Below are 15,565 nucleotides of genomic sequence, written 5' to 3'. Positions count from 1 at the left end.
CATGCCGCACTTGCCTGCCCGATCTTGCGATCCTACCAAGGGTCACTGACAGGGAGAAACCCATGACCGACACCGTATTCCGTCTGCCCGCCCCCGGCCCCGAGCCGATGACGACCGATCTGGAAGGCTGGGTGAAGACCGAGGGCGCGCCCAGCATGAAGACCTGGGTGCAGCACACTTCGGCCGATGGCAGCGTGATCAGCGGCACCTGGGAAGCGACGGTCGGCACCTGGCATGCCACCTACAGGTTCTACGAATTCGTGCACCTGATCGAGGGGCAGATCACCATCACCCCGGACGGGGGCCAGCCGGTCACGATGCGGCCGGGCGATGCCTTCGTGGTGGAACCGGGTTTCAAGGGAACCTGGACCATCGAGGCGCCGGTGCGGAAGCATTTCTGCATCAAGCTGAAATAGTCCCGCAGCCCGGTGCCCGCGCCGGACCCCGGGGAAGGTGCCGCAGGGCGCGCGGGGGCGGGGATCAGTCGCCCGGATCTTCTGGCAGCGCAAGGTTCAGCCCGATGGCGATTGCCGCCGCGGGCAGAAGGCCCGAACTCAGCAGGATCTGCGCCGTGCGGCCCATGTGTTGCAGTGCCTCGGGCACCTGTTGCAGGCCCAGGCTGACCGAAAGGGCGGTGCCGAAGATCACCATGTTCCTGCGGTTCCAGCGAACCTCGGACAGCATCTTGACGCCGGCTGCGCAGACCATGCCGAACATGACCACCACGCCGCCGCCAAGAACGTTGATCGGCACGGTGTTGATTGCGGCGCCGATCTTGGGCACCAGGCCGCACAGGATCAGGAACAGTGCGCCGATGGTGACGACGTGGCGGCTCATCACTCCCGTCATGGCGACAAGGCCGACATTCTGGCTGAACGAGGTGTTTGGCAGCGCACCGAACACCCCGGCAAGTGTCGAACCCGCACCATCGGCAAAGGTCGCGCCCTGTATCTCGCGGTCGGTCGCCTCGCGTCCTGCGCCGCCCTTGGTTATGCCCGAGACATCGCCCACCGTCTCGATTGCCGAGACCACGGCCATGAAACACATGCCGATGACGATGGCCGCGTTCAGCTCGAAGCCCCAGCGAAAGGGGTTCGGCAGGGCGAAGACACCGGCACGCTCGACCGCGGCAAAGCTGACCTGGCCCATGGCCAGCGCCACGACATAGCCCACCAGGATGCCGACAAGCACGGCTGCCACGGCCAGGAAACCCCGTGTGAAGAACTTGAGCGCCAGCGTCACAAGGATCACCACCACTGCGGGCAGCCACTGGTCGAAGCGGCCAAAGCTGATGGTTGACCAGTCAACCTCGGTTCCGGCGGCCCTGGCTTCGGCGATGGCGTGCATGCCGGCCTCCATCGCCGGGACACCGCCTGCGGCATACTGAATGCCGACCTTCACCAGTGCGAGGCCGATCATCAGCACGATCAGGCCGGTGACAAGCGGCGGCAGGGCATGGCGGATGCGTCCGACGATGAAGCCTAGGCAGAAATGGAACAGGCCGCCCAGCACGACGCCCGTCATCAGGCCCGCAAGCCCCGCCGTGCCCAGACCGGCGACGGCGGGAACCATCACCGGCACGAAGGCGAAAGAGGTGCCCTGCACGATGGGAAGGCGCGCGCCGACTGGCCCGATGCCGATGGTCTGCAACAGGGTGGCGACGCCGGCAAACAGCATCGACATCTGGATCATGTAGGTCATGTCCGGGAATCCCAGCGCCGCCTGATCGGACCCGAAGCCGATGCCAGCCGCGCCGCAGACGATGATCGCGGGGGTCACGTTCGAAACAAACATCGCCAGCACATGCTGGATGCCCAGCGGCACGGCCTGTGCAAGCGGCGGCAGATAGTCGGGGTCGCGCAGCTGCTCTGGCGTTCCGATTGCGGCAGCGGTCATTCGGTCTGTCCTTTCCCTCGGGGCATTCATGTTCGTGCCGTCTTCGCCCTGCCCTGGGGTGCGATCCGGTCAGACGGGCCGAATCACGGGGCAACCACCATCCAGGGTTGGGTGTAACGGTATTCCTCCAGGTTCGGGGTCGGTCCGATCCGGTCGATCACGGCAAAAAGGCCGGGGGCGTGAAGGGGCGTCAGCACGCCGTGCCAGGTGCCCCGGTGCAGGTTGATGCCCTGCGCGCCGTTCGTGAGGAAGGCGCGCGGTTCTGCCTGGGGATCGGGCGCGACGATGACGAGGAAGGGGTGTTGGGTCATCGGCAGGAAGGCCTGCGACCCGTCGGGATGGCGTTCGATCAGGTCGAAGACGTAAGGCATCGCCCTGGGTTCGGCGTCGAAGATCGAAATGCCTGCCCGGCCGTCCGCGCCGAAGTCGAGCTTCGCGCGGTCGTGGTGGCGGCGGCAGAGACCGTTGTTGATCAGGCGGAAGTCGCCCGAGGGCTCCAGCACATCGCCAAAGGGGGCGAAGGCTGCGGCGGTCAGGGGTTCGGGGCGGATGACGCTCATCCCAGGCTCCTCGTACGATTTGGGCTTCGCCTCGCCGGGGGGCGCGGGATCGCCCGCGAGGAAAGCCGAAGGCAACGACGTGCCGTCCTCACCGCAGGGCCCCGAAGGCGCCGGGCCCGCGCAGTTTCGCGTGGCGGTTCACGTCCTTGTAGAGCAGATAGCGGAAGCGCCCCGGGCCGGCGGCATAGCAGGCCTGCGGGCAGTAGGCGCGCAGCCACATGAAATCGCCGGCCTCGACCTCGACCCAGTCGCGGTTCAGCTTGTAGACCGCCTTGCCTTCCAGGACGTAGAGGCCGTGCTCCATGACATGCGTCTCCTCGAAGGGGATCGTGCCGCCCGGCTGGAAGGTGACGATGTTGACATGCGCGTCATGGCGCAGGTCGTCGGGTTCGACGAAGCGTGTGGTGCCCCAGCGGTCCGCGGTATCGGGCATCCAGCGGATCGGCACGTCGCGTTCGTTGATCACGATTGGGTCGGGCGCTGGCAGGCCGGGGACGGGTTCGTAAAGCTTGCGCAGCCAGTGGAAGCGGGCCGGGCCGCTGCCTTCGGCAAGCAGCGTCCAGGCCGTGGCGGCAGGGATGTAGGCGTAGCTGCCTGCCTCCATCTCGTATCCGGTCCCGCCGATGGTCAGGGTGGCCAGGCCTTCCGTGAAGAACAGCCAGTGCTCCGCGCCGGTCTCGCGGTCGGGCGCGTCCGAACCGCCCCCGGGTGCAACCTCCATCACATACTGGCTGAAGGTCTCGGCAAAGCCCGTCATGGGCCGCGCGATGAGCCACAGGCGGGTGCGCTCCCAGCCTGGAAGGAAGCTGGTCACGATGTCGGAAAAGCAGCCGCGCGGGATGAAGGCATAGGCCTCGGTGAAGACCGCGCGCTGGGTCATCAGCTGGCTTTGCGGCGGCAGGCCGCCGGGGGGGGCGAAATAGCCGGTCATGGAAGCTGGTCCTTCAGGCGCAGTTCGGCGATGCGTTCCACCTGGGCGCAGGCGGTGACGAATTCGGTGGCGGTGTCGTTGCCGATGCGGGTTTCGAAGGCCTGCAATATGCTGGCCTTGGTGTTGTCGCGCACGGCGATGATGAAGGGGAAGCCGTGCTTGGCCACATACGCCTCGTTCAGCCGCTGGAAGCGGCTGCGCTCGTCGTCGGTCAGTGCGTCGAGGGCGGCGCTGGCCTGTTCGGCACTTGACTCCGGCGTCAGGCGTTTCGCGGCGGCGAGCTTCCCGGCAAGGTCCGGGTGGGCGCGCAGGACGCACAGCCGTTCCTCGGGCGAGGCCGATCGGAAGACGCGCGCCAGCGCGTTGTGCAGGCCCGCCGCGCTGTCATGCGCTGGGCCGAGTTCCAGGTCGAAGGCGCGGTCCGCGATCCAGGGGGAATGTTCAAAGATGCTGCCGAACCGTTCGATGAAGCGTTCACGCGACATTTGCGAGGGCCGCTCGAACCGCCTGTGCGGATGGGTCGCCCGCCAGTGGTCGGCAATGTCGATCCGGCGGGCGAACCAGACGCCGGAATGGCCGCGCGCGTAGTCAAGAAAGCGCCTCAGTCCGGCAATCCTGCCGGGGCGGCCGATCAGACGGCAGTGCAGGCCGATCGAGAACATCTTCGCCGCACCCGCCGCGCCTTCGGCGTAAAGCGTATCGAACGTGTCCTTCAGATACTGGAAGAACTGTTCGCCCGTGATGTAGCCCGGCGCGGTGGCAAAGCGCATGTCGTTGGCTTCCAGCGTGTAGGGGATTACCAGCTGGTCGTGATCCCCGAACTCGCGCCAGTAGGGCAGGTCGTCGTCATAGCTGTCGGAAATCCAGGCCAACCGCCGGGTTTCGGCCGCAAGCCTGACGGTGTTCATGCTGCACCGGCCCGTATACCAGCCCTGCGGCGGCTGGCCCACGACTTCCTCGTGCAGACGGAAGCTTTCGGCAATCTGGGCGGCCTCCACCTCCTCGGGCATGTCGCGGTGATCGACCCATTTCAGGCCATGGCTGGCGATTTCCCACCCCGCGGCCTTCATCGCGGCCACCTGTTCGGGGTTGCGCGCCAGTGCCGAGGTCACGCCGTAGACTGTGACAGGGATCTGCAATCCGATGAACAGCCGGTGCAGCCGCCAGAACCCGGCCCGCGCGCCGTAGTCGTAAAGCGATTCCATGTTCCAGTGCCGCTGGCCCGGCCAGGGCTGGGCACCTGCGATGTCGGACAGGAAGGCCTCGGACTGGGCGTCGCCGTGCAGCAGGCAGTTCTCGCCGCCTTCCTCGTAATTCAGCACCAGAGAGATGGCGATCTTCGCGCCACCGGGCCATGCAGCATCGGGCGGGTTGGGTCCGTAGCCGCGGAAATCTCGAGGGTAGCGGTTCAAGGGGCACCTCCTGTCGCAACGAGATTAGGCCAGAGTGGCAACAGATACTTTCAGCATTTCACGAAAGGTCATTTGCGTGCAATGCAGGGTCGCGGGCTCACCGCTTTCATGCTGTGATGGGCGCAAACGGAGGAAGTTATGGGACGGCTGTCGACGCATGTGCTGGATACCGCGCGGGGAACGCCCGCAGCCGGGGTGAGGATCGCGCTTTACCGTCTGTCCGGGCAGGAACGCCACAAGCTGAAGGAGGTCGTCACCAATTCCGACGGGCGCACCGATGGCCCACTGCTGGAGGGGGCCGATCTGACGGCGGGCGGCTATGAGCTGGTCTTCTCGGCAGGCGACTACCTGCGGGCCAGCGGGCAGGCGGGCGAAGGAGTCCTGTTCCTGGACGAAATCCCGATCCGCTTCGGTGTGGCGGATGCAGGCCAGCACTATCACGTTCCGCTGCTGATTTCGCCCTTCGGCTATTCGACCTACCGGGGGTCATGACCCTTGTCGACCGATACCCGGGAAGTGGTCGTGAAAGGGTCACTTGCGGTTCGACCCCAGACAGGGTTTGGTAATGGGGTCGCCTGCTTCGGTTAAAGGAGAACCGCATGTTTATTAGAACGACTTCATTTGCTGTCCCGGCATTTGCATTTCTCATGGGTGGGACCGCCCACGCTGCATTGACGGCGGATCAGGTCTGGCAATCCTGGCAGGATGCAGCCGCCATGGTCGGCCTGGAGGTCAAGGCCGCCACCGAGAACAAGGATGGCGGCAAGCTGACGCTGAACGGAATTTCCATCGCACCCCCCGGCGGCCCCGCGTTCACGATTTCCGACATGGTGCTGACCGAGACCGGGGACGGATCGGTTTCGATCGTGCCCGGCGCCGACATCGGGGCAGAATGGTCCGACCACGGCAGCGGGTCTTTCAAGCTGGTCCATGAAGGCCTGGCGCTGACTGCCCGCCAGGACGGCAATGGCCTGGTCTACGATTTCGGCGCGGACAAGCTGGATGTCGTCTACGATACCGTCACGCCGGGCTATTCCTTCGACGAGACACCCGCCCAGGACGTGAAATCTGCGGGCACCTTCGGCTTTGCTGGTCTTGCCGGCAGCTATTCCGACAGGCCGGGTGCCAACCGCAACTTCGGACTGACGCTGAAGGCCGACAAGCTGGCCTACGAGACGGCGGTGGATGACCCGATGATGCAGATGAAGCAGACCACGAAAAGCGAAACCGACGGGGTCGAGCTGACGCTGGGCCTGACCCTGCCGGCATCGGTTTCGCTGGCTGCGGCCAATGAGCCTTCCGTCTTCGGCGCGGCCTTGCAGGACGGTCTGGCGCTGACAGTGACCACAAGGCAGGGCGACTCGAATGGCTCGATGAACCAGGAAAGCCCGGACTTCCCGATGAACATGGCCATCAAGGCCGGTGGGGGCGATGCATCACTCATGTTCAACAAGGACACCTTCGACATCCAGTCCTCCGGGGCCGGGCTTGAGCTGGACGTGACCTCGGATGCCATGCCGACCCCGGTCAGGGTGACCTCGGGACCGATCCGGTTCGGCCTGACCTCACCGGTGATCGCGACCGAAACGGCGGGCGAGTACGGGCTTGTGATGAAGCTGAGCCAGTTCAGCGTGAACGAGGAAGCCTGGGCGCTGATCGACCCTGCCGGTGCGCTGAAGCGGGATGCCGCGGATCTGGCTGTCGATATCACGGGCAAGACCAAACTCGACTTCATCGGGATGATCGAGGCCAGCGAAAAGGGGATCGAGCCGCCCGTTCCGGCGCTGGAGACGCTGAACATCACCGAGCTTGGCCTGAAGGTCGCGGGCGCGGCGCTGGCCGGGACCGGGGCCTTCACCTTCGACAACTCGATGGGCATTCCGATGCCCCTCGGCGAGGCGAATGTCTCGATCACCGGGGCCAACGCGCTGATCGACGGGCTGATCGCGGCAGGCCTGATGGCGGATGAAGACGCGATGGGTGCGCGGATGATGATGGGGGCCTTCATGTCGCCGGGCGCGAACCCCGACGAGCTGACCTCGAAGATTGAGGCCAAGGAAGGCTTCGAGATCTATGTGAACGGCCAGCGTATCCAGTAAGTGAGATGTCTGCGATCGGCGTGCGGGGTTCCGTGCGCCGGCCGATCCCCATGCAGGAACGGCGTTCTTGGACCCTGTCATGCAGCATGTGCGCAAGTGGGCCACGGCACGGCATCTGATGCCCGGCAGTGCTGCGCTTCTGTGTCTGCTGGTCTCTTGCCTGATCGTGGCGGTTCTGCTGGCGGTCGGGCCGACCTTTCTTGATCCACGCGGGCCGCTTTCGACCATGACGGCTGTCGCCGGTCTGGTCGGGCTTGTCGTCCTGGTCCTGTGGCGTTTCGACCATGACCATCCGGTCGCCTCGCGACTGATCCTGCTTGCATCCGGCCTGGCCTTCCTGATCCTTGCCTGGGACGTCATCCGGCTTCTGAACCACACCACGATGGCCCTGGCCTGGCCTTTGGCCGATGAGCTTCTGGCCCGCTGGGACGCGGCGCTGGGGCTCGACTGGCCAGCCTATTTCGACTGGGTCGGCTCAAGCCCGCTGTGGCGCGGACTTATGGCGCAGTCCTATACCTCGCTGACCTTTCTCAGCCTGCTGGCCTATCTGCTGCTGTGCCTGTTCTCGCACCCCCGTCGTTCGATCTATTTTCTCGAGACCTTCACCTTCACGGCCGTCTTCTGCACGCTCTTGGGGGCGCTGTTTCCGGCCCGCGCCGCCGTGGACTATTATCTTGGCGCCGGTGCCGACCTTTCCGCCTTTCCGATGGAGCCGGGGCTATACCACCTGACCTCGCTGGAGCGCCTGCGCAGCGGTGCGCCGGTCGAACTGGTGCTGGGAAACCTGCCGGGGCTGGTCACCTTCCCGTCTTTCCATACGGCGGCGGGGCTGTTGATGGTTGCCGCGACCTGGCGAAGCTGGCTGGTGATCCCGACGGCGCTTTACGCGGCGGTGATGATCGCCTCGACACCGGTCTATGGCGGCCATTACTTCATCGACCTGCTGGCCGGGGCGGTCGTGGCACTGGCAATCGCCTGGGCCTGGGCGCGGCACCCGAAGAATGCGGGGCTCTTCGGGCCGGTCAGGGTCGCGGCGCCGCTTCGAGATGAGCGGCAGTGACCCCTAGTCGGCCCTAGTGGCCCGGCGCAGGTCCTCCTTGATCTGCGCCGCCATGAAATCGGTGAACAGCTGGACCTTGGGGTCCTTCAGCCGGCGGTGCTGGCTGAGCGTGGACAGCTGGATCGGCAGGGGCGGCGTGGCGGTGGCCACGGGCACCAGCGCGCCCGACCGCAGGTGATCGGCCACCTCGAACAGCGGTTTCAGCACGATGCCGCGCCCGTCAAGTGCCCAGCCGGTCAGGACGTCGCCATCATCGCTTTCGAAAGGCCCTGTGATCTCGAACCGGCGCGGGCCTTCGGGGGTGACCAGGGTCCACTGGAACTCGCGTGCGCCGGGAAAGCGCAGGTTCAGGCAATCGTGCCGATCACGCACCAGCGCCTCACCGTCCTCGGGCATGCCGCGGCGGGCGATATAGGCGGGGGCGGCGCACAGCAGACGGGGGCAATCTGCGATGGTGCGGACCTTCAACGTCGAATCGTCCAGAAGCCCCAGGTGAAAGGCCACGTCGATACCTTCGGCCACCACGTCGATGTTGCGGTCCGACAGGCGCAGCCGCACGTCGATCTGCGGATAGAGATCCTTGAAGGCCGGCACGCGCGGCGCGATGAAGCGTCGGCCGATCCCCAGGGGCGCCGCAACAAAGATCGTCCCGCGCGGGTTCTGCGTCACGTCCATCACGGCTGCTTCGGCCTCGTCGATCGCCTCCAGCACGCGGCGGGCGCCGTCATAGAAGATGCGGCCGTTCTCGGTGGGTTGCAGGCTGCGCGTGGTGCGGCTGAACAGGCGCACGCCGAGGTGCTTTTCCAGTTCCGAGATCCGCGCCGAAGCGACCGCGGGCGAGGTGCGCTGGTCGCGCGCCGCCGCCGACATGCTGCCCAATTCATAGACGCGGACGAACATGCGGATGTTGCTGACATAGGACATTGTTCGGCACGGCTTGAAAGTGATGCGGGCTTTCGATGGATTAACAGAAAGGTCCGCGCCGGGATAGCGTTTCGGCACAACGAAGGGAGGCCGCGATGTATGACTGGGTGGTCCTGTGGGAATGGCTGGAAATCGCGGTCCGCTGGCTGCATGTGATCACCGCAATCGCCTGGATCGGATCAAGCTTCTATTTCATCGCGCTCGACCTTGGCCTGCATCGCGACCGCAACCTGGCCAGCGGAGCGGACGGCGAGGAATGGCAGGTTCATGGTGGGGGGTTCTACCACATCCAGAAATATCTGGTCGCACCGGCACAGATGCCGGACCATCTGATCTGGTTCAAATGGGAAAGCTATTTCACCTGGATGTCAGGTTTCGCGCTTCTGGTTCTGGTCTACTATCTGGGCGCCGAGATGTTCCTGATCGACCCCACGGTGATGGAGCTTCAGGTCTGGCAGGCGGTTGGCATCTCGATGGCCTCGCTGGCCTTCGGCTGGGTGGCCTACAACACCCTGTGCAAGGTTTTCGTGAACGCCGACCAGAATGTGCTGATGGTGGCGTTGTTCGTCGTTCTCGTGGGGATGAGCTGGTTCTACACGCAGGTCTTCAGTGGCCGTGCGGCGATGCTGCATCTGGGGGCATTCACTGCAACGATCATGTCGGCCAATGTCTTCTTCATCATCATGCCGAACCAGCGGATCGTGGTGGCCGACCTCAAGGCTGGCCGCAAGCCCGACCCGAAATATGGCAAGATCGCCAAGCAGCGGTCCACCCACAACAACTATCTGACCCTGCCGGTCATCTTCCTGATGCTGTCCAATCACTATCCGCTGGTCTTTGCGACCCAGTGGAACTGGGTCATCGCCAGCCTGGTCTTCCTGATGGGTGTGACGATCCGGCACTGGTTCAACACCCGCCACGCGCGCAAGGGCAATCCGCACTGGACCTGGGGGGTGACGGCGATCCTGTTCCTCATCATCGCCTGGCTTTCGACCGCGCCGATGCACACTCCGCCCCAGGAGGCCGCACTTCGGGGCGAGGCGCTGCGGCTGGCCTCGGCTGAAGGCTTCGACGAGGTGGTGGGCATCGTTCAGGGCCGCTGTTCGATGTGCCACGCGGCCGAACCGGCCTGGGAGGGGCTGCACTGGCCGCCCAAGGGCGTGGTGCTGGAAACCGAGGCGCAGATCGCGCATGAGGCGCGGCGCATCTACCTTCAGGCCGGGATCAGCCATGCCATGCCGCCGGGAAACCTCAGCTGGATGGAGCCTTCGGAACGCGCGGCCATCGTGCGCTGGTATCGCGGCCTTGGTGCCGACCCGATCTGACGCGTCGGAAAGCCGGGCGGCGGTGTCGGGAAAGCCACTGGCGCGGGGGCCGGGATCGGCCTATCTGGGGCGCGAGAAGCTTCTGGGGCGCGTGCGCGGTGATCCTGCTGGAACATGGACCTTCGGGCAAGCCGGCGCTGTTCGACGCGCCGCGTGCGGTCATTGCCGCCCATGCGCCGGCGGAGGTGCCCCGCGCCCTCGCAAGGGCCGAGGCCGCCCGGGCCAGGGGTGCCTGGATCGCGGGCTATGTCGCCTATGAGGCGGGCTATGCGCTGGAGCCGAAGCTCGCCCGCCTGATGCCCCGCCGCCGCCCCGGGCCGCTGGTGGCGCTGGGGGTCTTCGACGCGCCGGAACCGGCCGAGACGGCGCTTGCACGGGCGGCGGAAGAGGGGCGCGCGACCGCGATGACCGCGCCCGTGCCCCTGGTGGGCCGCCGCGCCTATGGCAATGCCGCGCGCCGGGTCTTCGACTACATCGCGGCGGGGGACTGCTATCAGGTCAACCTGACCTTCCCGATGCAGGCGCGGCTGGCGTCCGGCACGCCGCTGGGCCTCTATGGCGCCTTCCGCCGCACCGGGGCGGTGGGGCACGGGGCCTATGTCGATCTGGGCGTAGGGCCGGTGGTGGTGTCGCGCAGCCCTGAGCTGTTCTTCCGGGTCCGACAGGGCAAGATCGTCACCCGTCCGATGAAGGGCACCCGGCCCAGGGGGCGTGATGCGGCCGAGGATGCGGCGATCATCGCCGAATTGCGCGGGGCCGAGAAGGACCGGGCCGAGAACCTGATGATCGTGGATCTCTTGCGCAACGACATCAGCCGCCTGTCGAAGGTGGGGACGGTGAAGGTCCCGGCGCTTTACGCCATCGAAAGCTATTCGACGGTCCACCAGATGACCTCGACCGTCGAAGGCGTGCTGGAGCGGCCGGCGACGCTGCCCGGCCTGATGACGGCGCTTTTCCCGTGCGGCAGCGTGACCGGCGCCCCGAAGATCCGCGCGATGGAGATCATCCGCGAGGTCGAGCCCCATGCCCGCGGCGTCTATTGCGGCGCGGTGGGCTGGATGTCGCCCTCTGGCGACGCGGATTTCTCGGTGGCGATCCGCACGCTCTCGGTGACGGGCGACCGGATCGTGATGAACGTGGGCGGGGGGCTGACGCATGGCTCGACCGCGCAAGGCGAATGGGAGGAGGCGCTGTGGAAAGCGCGCTTCGTGAAGGCGGCGGTGCGCCCGGGCTGAAACTGATCGAGACGCTGCTCTGGGACGGGACGGCGGCCCCGCGCTGGCCGCTGCATCTTTCTCGCCTGCAACGGTCGGCGGCGATGCTGGGCTGGGATTGCCCCGAGCTGGCGCCCTCTGGCCCCGACCACCCGGCCCGGCTGCGGCTGACGCTGGACCGCGCGGGCCAGGTGGAGTGGCAGGTTGCCCCCCTGCCGCCCGCCAAGGCGGAATGGCGGGTGGGTCTGGCCACGGCCCGGCTTGCGTCGGACGATCCCTGGCTGCGGGTGAAATCCACCCGGCGCGCGGTCTATGACGCGGCCCGCGCCGCCCTGCCCGAAGGCGTGGATGAAGTGCTGTTCTTGAACGAGCGCGGCGAGGTCTGCGAGGGCACGATCACGACCATCTTCTTCGACCGCGGGCAGGGGATGCGCACGCCGCCGGTGGCCTGCGGCCTGCTGCCCGGGGTGCTGCGCGCCGAGCTTGGCGTCCCGGAGGAGGTGCTGCTGGCAGACGATCTGCCGAAGGTGCGGCTCTGGGTTGGCAACGCGCTGCGGGGGCTTGTTCCAGCCCGGTTTCCCGGGTGAGACCGCAGGGGGCACATCGCGCTACGGACCCCCGAAGAGTATTTTTGGAAATGGCAGGCAGCGGGGCCGGAGCGGCGGGGTTGACTTGCGGCGCGGGGCAGGGTGTATCGGCGCGATGGAATTGGTGGCCCTGGAAAGGGGAACGACGATGCATGCCTATCGCAGCCACACCTGCGCCGCGCTGAACAAGGCCCATGTGGGCGAAACCGTCCGCCTGTCGGGCTGGGTCCACCGGGTGCGCGATCATGGCGGCGTGCTGTTCATCGACCTGCGCGACCATTACGGGATTACCCAGATCCTGTGCGATGGCGACAGCCCGGCGTTCGCCGCACTTGAAAAGGTGCGGGCCGAATGGGTGATCCGCGTCGATGGTCGGGTCAAGGCGCGCGATGCGGCCTTGGTCAACCCGAAGATCCCGACCGGCGAGATCGAGGTCTATGTCACCGACATGGAAGTCCTCGGCCCGGCCGATGAACTGCCTCTGCCGGTTTTCGGCGACACCGAATACCCCGAGGAGACGCGGCTGACCTACCGCTTCCTCGACCTGCGCCGCGACACGATGCATCAGAACATGATGCTGCGGTCGAACGTGGTGCGCTGGCTGCGCAATGCCATGTGGGACCAGGGCTTCACCGAATTCCAGACGCCGATCATCACCGCCTCATCGCCCGAAGGCGCGCGCGACTTCCTGGTGCCGTCGCGCCTGCATCCGGGCAAGTTCTACGCCCTGCCGCAGGCGCCGCAGCAGTTCAAGCAGCTGATCCAGGTGGCTGGTTTCGACCGCTATTTCCAGATCGCCCCCTGTTTCCGCGACGAGGATCCGCGCGCCGACCGCAGCCCCACCGACTTCTACCAGCTGGACATCGAGATGAGCTTCGTCACGCAGGACGACGTCTTCGCGGCCGTCCAGCCGGTGATCCGGGGCCTGTTCGAGACCTTCGGCAAGGGCCGGAAGGTCTATTCCGACTGGCCGCGCATCGCCTATCGCGACGCGCTGAAGTGGTACGGCAGCGACAAGCCCGACCTGCGCAACCCGATCCGCATGCAGGACGTGAGCGAGCATTTCCGCGGCTCGGGCTTTGCGATCTTCGCCAAACTGCTGGAGCAGGAGGGCAACGAGGTCCGCGCGATCCCCGCGCCCAAGGGGCCGTCGGGCGAGCCCGTGGGCCGCAAGTTCTGCGACCGGATGAACGCATTCGCGCAACAGCAGGGCTTGCCGGGGATGGGCTACATCTTCTGGCGCGAGGCCGAGGATGGCAGCGGCATGGAGGCTGCTGGCCCCCTGGCCAAGAATATCGGGCCGGAGCGGACCGAGGCGATCCGGCTGCAACTGGGGCTGGAGAAGGGCGATGCGGCCTTCTTCCTGGGCGGCAAGCCCGAGGCTTTCGAGGGCATCGCCGGCAAGGCGCGGAACGTGATCGGCGAGGAGCTGGGGCTGACCGAGAAGGACTGCTTCCGCTTTGCGTGGATCGTCGATTTCCCGATGTATGAAAAGACCGACGAAGGAAAGATCGACTTCAGCCACAACCCCTTCTCGATGCCTCAGGGCGGGCTCGAGGCGCTGAACGGCGATCCGCTGAAGGTGCTGGCCTTCCAGTATGACCTGGCCTGCAACGGCTATGAGGTGATTTCGGGTGGGATCCGCAACCACAAGCTCGAAATCATGTATCGCGCCTTCGAAATCGCGGGTTATGGCCGGGACGAGGTGGAAAAGCGCTTTGGCGGCATGGTCAAGGCTTTCAAGTATGGCGCGCCCCCGCATGGTGGTTGCGCGGCGGGGATTGACCGGCTTGTGATGCTTTTGGCCGATACGCAGAACATCCGCGAGGTCATCATGTTCCCGATGAACCAGCGCGCCGAGGATCTGATGATGGGCGCGCCATCCGAGCCGACCAACGAACAGCTGCGTGAATTGCGCCTGCGCGTCCTGCCGAAGGAGGCGTGATGTATCACGCCTCGGTCCCCGTCTTCCGGCACTACCTGGCCCGCGTGGCCGCGATGGTCGAGAAGGCAGGGCCCGAGGCGCTGGAGGCGCGCATCGCCGATGCCTTCCCGGCCAGCCAGCAGTTCGCCACGGCCGCGGGTTTCAGCTTGCGCATCGCCTGCCCCCTGTCCGGGCGCGAGGTGCCCGACCTGCCGCAGGCGCTGGGGCCAAGGCTGGCAGTAGCCCGCGCCATGCTGGGCGCCATGAGTCCCGCCGAGTTCGCGGGAGCCGAGGACAGGATCATCCGCCACACCGCAGGCTTTGCCGAATTGCAGCAGACCGGGACCGAATTCCTGTATCTTTACGGTCTGCCAAACTTCTTCTTTCATCTGACGATGGGCTATGCGGCCTTGCGCGCGGCAGGGGTGCCGCTGGGCAAGGCGGATTTCGACGGCTTCCACAGCTATCCGCCGGGCTTCGCTTTCCAGGGCTGATCCAGTTGCGCCCTGCAGGGCCAGCGGCCTAGGCTGCCGCCGGGGTGAAGGGGGATCTCATGCGCGATCTTATCCGCGGCGAACTGCGGCGGCTGTCGAATACGGTGCTCTGGTCATGGCAAGGCTTCAGCGCCGCCTGGTCAACGGAAAAGACGCTGCGGCAATGGACTTTGGCCAATGTGCTTTCCGCGGCGGCAGCGTTTTCCCTCGACCTGACGCCGGGCGAGCGGGCGCTGGTCCTGGCGTTGGGGCTGCTGGTGCTGGCGGCGGAACTGGTGAACACCGCCGTCGAAGAGGTTGTGGATCTCGTCTCGCCCGAGGTGCACCCCAAGGCCAAGAAGGCCAAGGACTGCGGCTCGGCCTGCGTGGCGCTGGCGGCCATCGCGGCGGGGGTGGCCTGGGCGGTTGTGCTGGTGGGCTAGCGGTGCCGTCGCTGCCGGCGCAGATGCGCGTGGTAAAGGGCCGGCGCGACGATCCGCGCATAAAGCACCTCGGAAAAGGGGCGGATCACGGGCCAGCCACAGACCCGCGACAGCCAGCGCCAGCCCGGCAGGGCCGACCAGAGTGCCCGGAATGCCTCAATCCCCGACAGGACGCGGCCATTCTGCCGGACGTGCAGTTGCCGGGCAGCCTGGTCGGGGGTCAGGCCCCAGTCCTCGGCCTGGTCGAGACCCTCGAACCGGATCGGCAATCCCAGAGACCCGGCGCGCCGGCGATAGGCCTCGATCTCGAACCGGCAGATAGGGCAGTCCTGATTGTAGAGAACACGGGTTTCATCGGTCATGGGCCGGGACATGGCCCTGCGGGGTACGCCGGCCAGAGCCTGAGACAGTGGGTCACGCATCCGGGCCAAGCGACCGGTCGGGGGTCAGAGGGACTTGTGCGACCCGTCGCACATCGGGGCCTTGGCCGATTGCTTGCAGCCGCAGAAGAACACCGTACGGGAGGCATCGGCCGTCCACTTTAACGGCGAAATGCCCGTATCCTTGTGACTGCCGTCGCAGAAGGGCTGACGCGCCGATCTGCCACAGGCGCACCAGAAGTAGGACTTGCCTTCCTCGACCTCGACCTTGAAGGGGGTGGTTGCGGCGACAATCGGGGTGCTGGACATCTGGCGCTCCTGCTGGGTTTTGCTGGGC

17 protein-coding genes are annotated in these 15,565 nt (G+C 66.2%); 10 read left to right on the top strand and 7 right to left on the bottom strand.

Going from position 1 to position 15,565, the window contains the following annotated elements:
• Window positions 1-62: 62 nt before the first annotated feature.
• Window positions 63-416: a cupin domain-containing protein gene (locus tag EZM81_RS06515; protein ID WP_135449321.1), complete on the top strand. Its 354-nt coding sequence runs from the start codon at window positions 63-65 to the stop codon at window positions 414-416.
• A 64-nt stretch (window positions 417-480) separates the two neighbouring features.
• Here the strand turns inward: EZM81_RS06515 and EZM81_RS06510 are convergent, their stop codons facing one another.
• The 4 genes from EZM81_RS06510 to puuE form a co-directional block, all read right to left on the bottom strand.
• The gene (locus EZM81_RS06510) at window positions 481-1,896 is read right to left on the bottom strand and encodes a uracil-xanthine permease family protein (protein ID WP_136645185.1); all 1,416 of its coding nucleotides are present in this window, start codon (window positions 1,894-1,896) and stop codon (window positions 481-483) included.
• A gap of 83 nt (window positions 1,897-1,979) precedes the next feature.
• Window positions 1,980-2,456: an ureidoglycolate lyase gene (locus EZM81_RS06505; RefSeq protein ID WP_136645184.1), complete on the bottom strand. Its 477-nt coding sequence runs from the start codon at window positions 2,454-2,456 to the stop codon at window positions 1,980-1,982.
• Between the two features lie 88 nt (window positions 2,457-2,544).
• Entirely contained in the window at window positions 2,545-3,387 is an 843-nt protein-coding gene (locus EZM81_RS06500; protein ID WP_135449318.1) for a bifunctional allantoicase/(S)-ureidoglycine aminohydrolase, read from the bottom strand.
• Window positions 3,384-4,799, bottom strand: a complete 1,416-nt coding sequence (gene puuE, locus EZM81_RS06495; RefSeq protein WP_136645183.1) for an allantoinase PuuE — start codon at window positions 4,797-4,799, stop codon at window positions 3,384-3,386. The genes EZM81_RS06500 and puuE overlap by 4 nt, the downstream gene beginning before the upstream one ends.
• A 138-nt stretch (window positions 4,800-4,937) precedes the next feature.
• Between puuE and uraH the strand changes: the two genes are divergently transcribed.
• The 3 genes from uraH (at window position 4,938) to EZM81_RS06480 (ending at window position 7,958) form a co-directional block, all read left to right on the top strand.
• Window positions 4,938-5,291, top strand: a complete 354-nt coding sequence (gene uraH / locus EZM81_RS06490) for a hydroxyisourate hydrolase (RefSeq protein WP_136645182.1) — start codon at window positions 4,938-4,940, stop codon at window positions 5,289-5,291.
• A 179-nt stretch (window positions 5,292-5,470) separates the two neighbouring features.
• Window positions 5,471-6,898, top strand: coding sequence for a DUF2125 domain-containing protein (locus EZM81_RS06485; protein WP_169052324.1), 1,428 nt, complete (start codon window positions 5,471-5,473; stop codon window positions 6,896-6,898).
• A gap of 67 nt (window positions 6,899-6,965) precedes the next feature.
• Window positions 6,966-7,958 (top strand): phosphatase PAP2 family protein, encoded by a 993-nt coding sequence (locus EZM81_RS06480; RefSeq protein WP_169052323.1) that lies wholly within the window; start codon window positions 6,966-6,968, stop codon window positions 7,956-7,958.
• Window positions 7,959-7,961: 3 nt separating this feature from the next.
• Here the strand turns inward: EZM81_RS06480 and EZM81_RS06475 are convergent, their stop codons facing one another.
• Window positions 7,962-8,882: a LysR family transcriptional regulator gene (locus EZM81_RS06475; RefSeq protein WP_136645179.1), complete on the bottom strand. Its 921-nt coding sequence runs from the start codon at window positions 8,880-8,882 to the stop codon at window positions 7,962-7,964.
• A 95-nt stretch (window positions 8,883-8,977) separates the two neighbouring features.
• On the opposite strand from EZM81_RS06475, the gene EZM81_RS06470 reads away from it, so the two are divergent.
• From EZM81_RS06470 to EZM81_RS06445, 6 genes are all read left to right on the top strand, one after another.
• The gene (locus EZM81_RS06470; protein ID WP_136645178.1) at window positions 8,978-10,207 is read left to right on the top strand and encodes a urate hydroxylase PuuD; all 1,230 of its coding nucleotides are present in this window, start codon (window positions 8,978-8,980) and stop codon (window positions 10,205-10,207) included.
• Between the two features lie 98 nt (window positions 10,208-10,305).
• Window positions 10,306-11,442 carry an aminodeoxychorismate synthase component I gene (locus EZM81_RS06465; RefSeq protein ID WP_136645177.1) on the top strand — a complete coding sequence of 379 codons (1,137 nt, stop codon included), beginning with the start codon at window positions 10,306-10,308 and terminating at the stop codon, window positions 11,440-11,442.
• Window positions 11,400-12,008, top strand: coding sequence for an aminotransferase class IV family protein (locus tag EZM81_RS06460; RefSeq protein ID WP_371685723.1), 609 nt, complete (start codon window positions 11,400-11,402; stop codon window positions 12,006-12,008). The genes EZM81_RS06465 and EZM81_RS06460 overlap by 43 nt, the downstream gene beginning before the upstream one ends.
• A gap of 148 nt (window positions 12,009-12,156) precedes the next feature.
• Complete coding sequence (aspS, locus tag EZM81_RS06455) at window positions 12,157-13,953, top strand: aspartate--tRNA ligase (RefSeq protein ID WP_136645220.1); 1,797 nt, start codon at window positions 12,157-12,159, stop codon at window positions 13,951-13,953.
• Complete coding sequence (locus tag EZM81_RS06450; protein ID WP_136645175.1) at window positions 13,953-14,426, top strand: DUF1993 family protein; 474 nt, start codon at window positions 13,953-13,955, stop codon at window positions 14,424-14,426. Before aspS ends, EZM81_RS06450 begins: the two co-directional genes overlap by 1 nt.
• A 59-nt stretch (window positions 14,427-14,485) precedes the next feature.
• On the top strand, window positions 14,486-14,848 hold the full coding sequence (locus EZM81_RS06445) for a diacylglycerol kinase (protein ID WP_136645174.1): 363 nt from the start codon (window positions 14,486-14,488) through the stop codon (window positions 14,846-14,848).
• Here EZM81_RS06445 and EZM81_RS06440 read toward each other — a convergent pair.
• Complete coding sequence (locus tag EZM81_RS06440) at window positions 14,845-15,210, bottom strand: thiol-disulfide oxidoreductase DCC family protein (protein ID WP_248298144.1); 366 nt, start codon at window positions 15,208-15,210, stop codon at window positions 14,845-14,847. The genes EZM81_RS06445 and EZM81_RS06440 overlap by 4 nt on opposite strands.
• Window positions 15,211-15,294: 84 nt before the next feature.
• Window positions 15,295-15,537, bottom strand: coding sequence for a CDGSH iron-sulfur domain-containing protein (locus tag EZM81_RS06435; RefSeq protein ID WP_136645172.1), 243 nt, complete (start codon window positions 15,535-15,537; stop codon window positions 15,295-15,297).
• Between the last annotated feature and the right edge of the window lie 28 nt (window positions 15,538-15,565).

It is taken from the genome of Tabrizicola sp. YIM 78059, from assembly GCF_004959785.1.
Classification (GTDB): Bacteria; Pseudomonadota; Alphaproteobacteria; order Rhodobacterales; family Rhodobacteraceae; genus Tabrizicola; species Tabrizicola caldifontis.
Note: the sequence above shows the minus strand (reverse complement) of the source record. Positions and strands in the feature narration are given on the sequence as shown.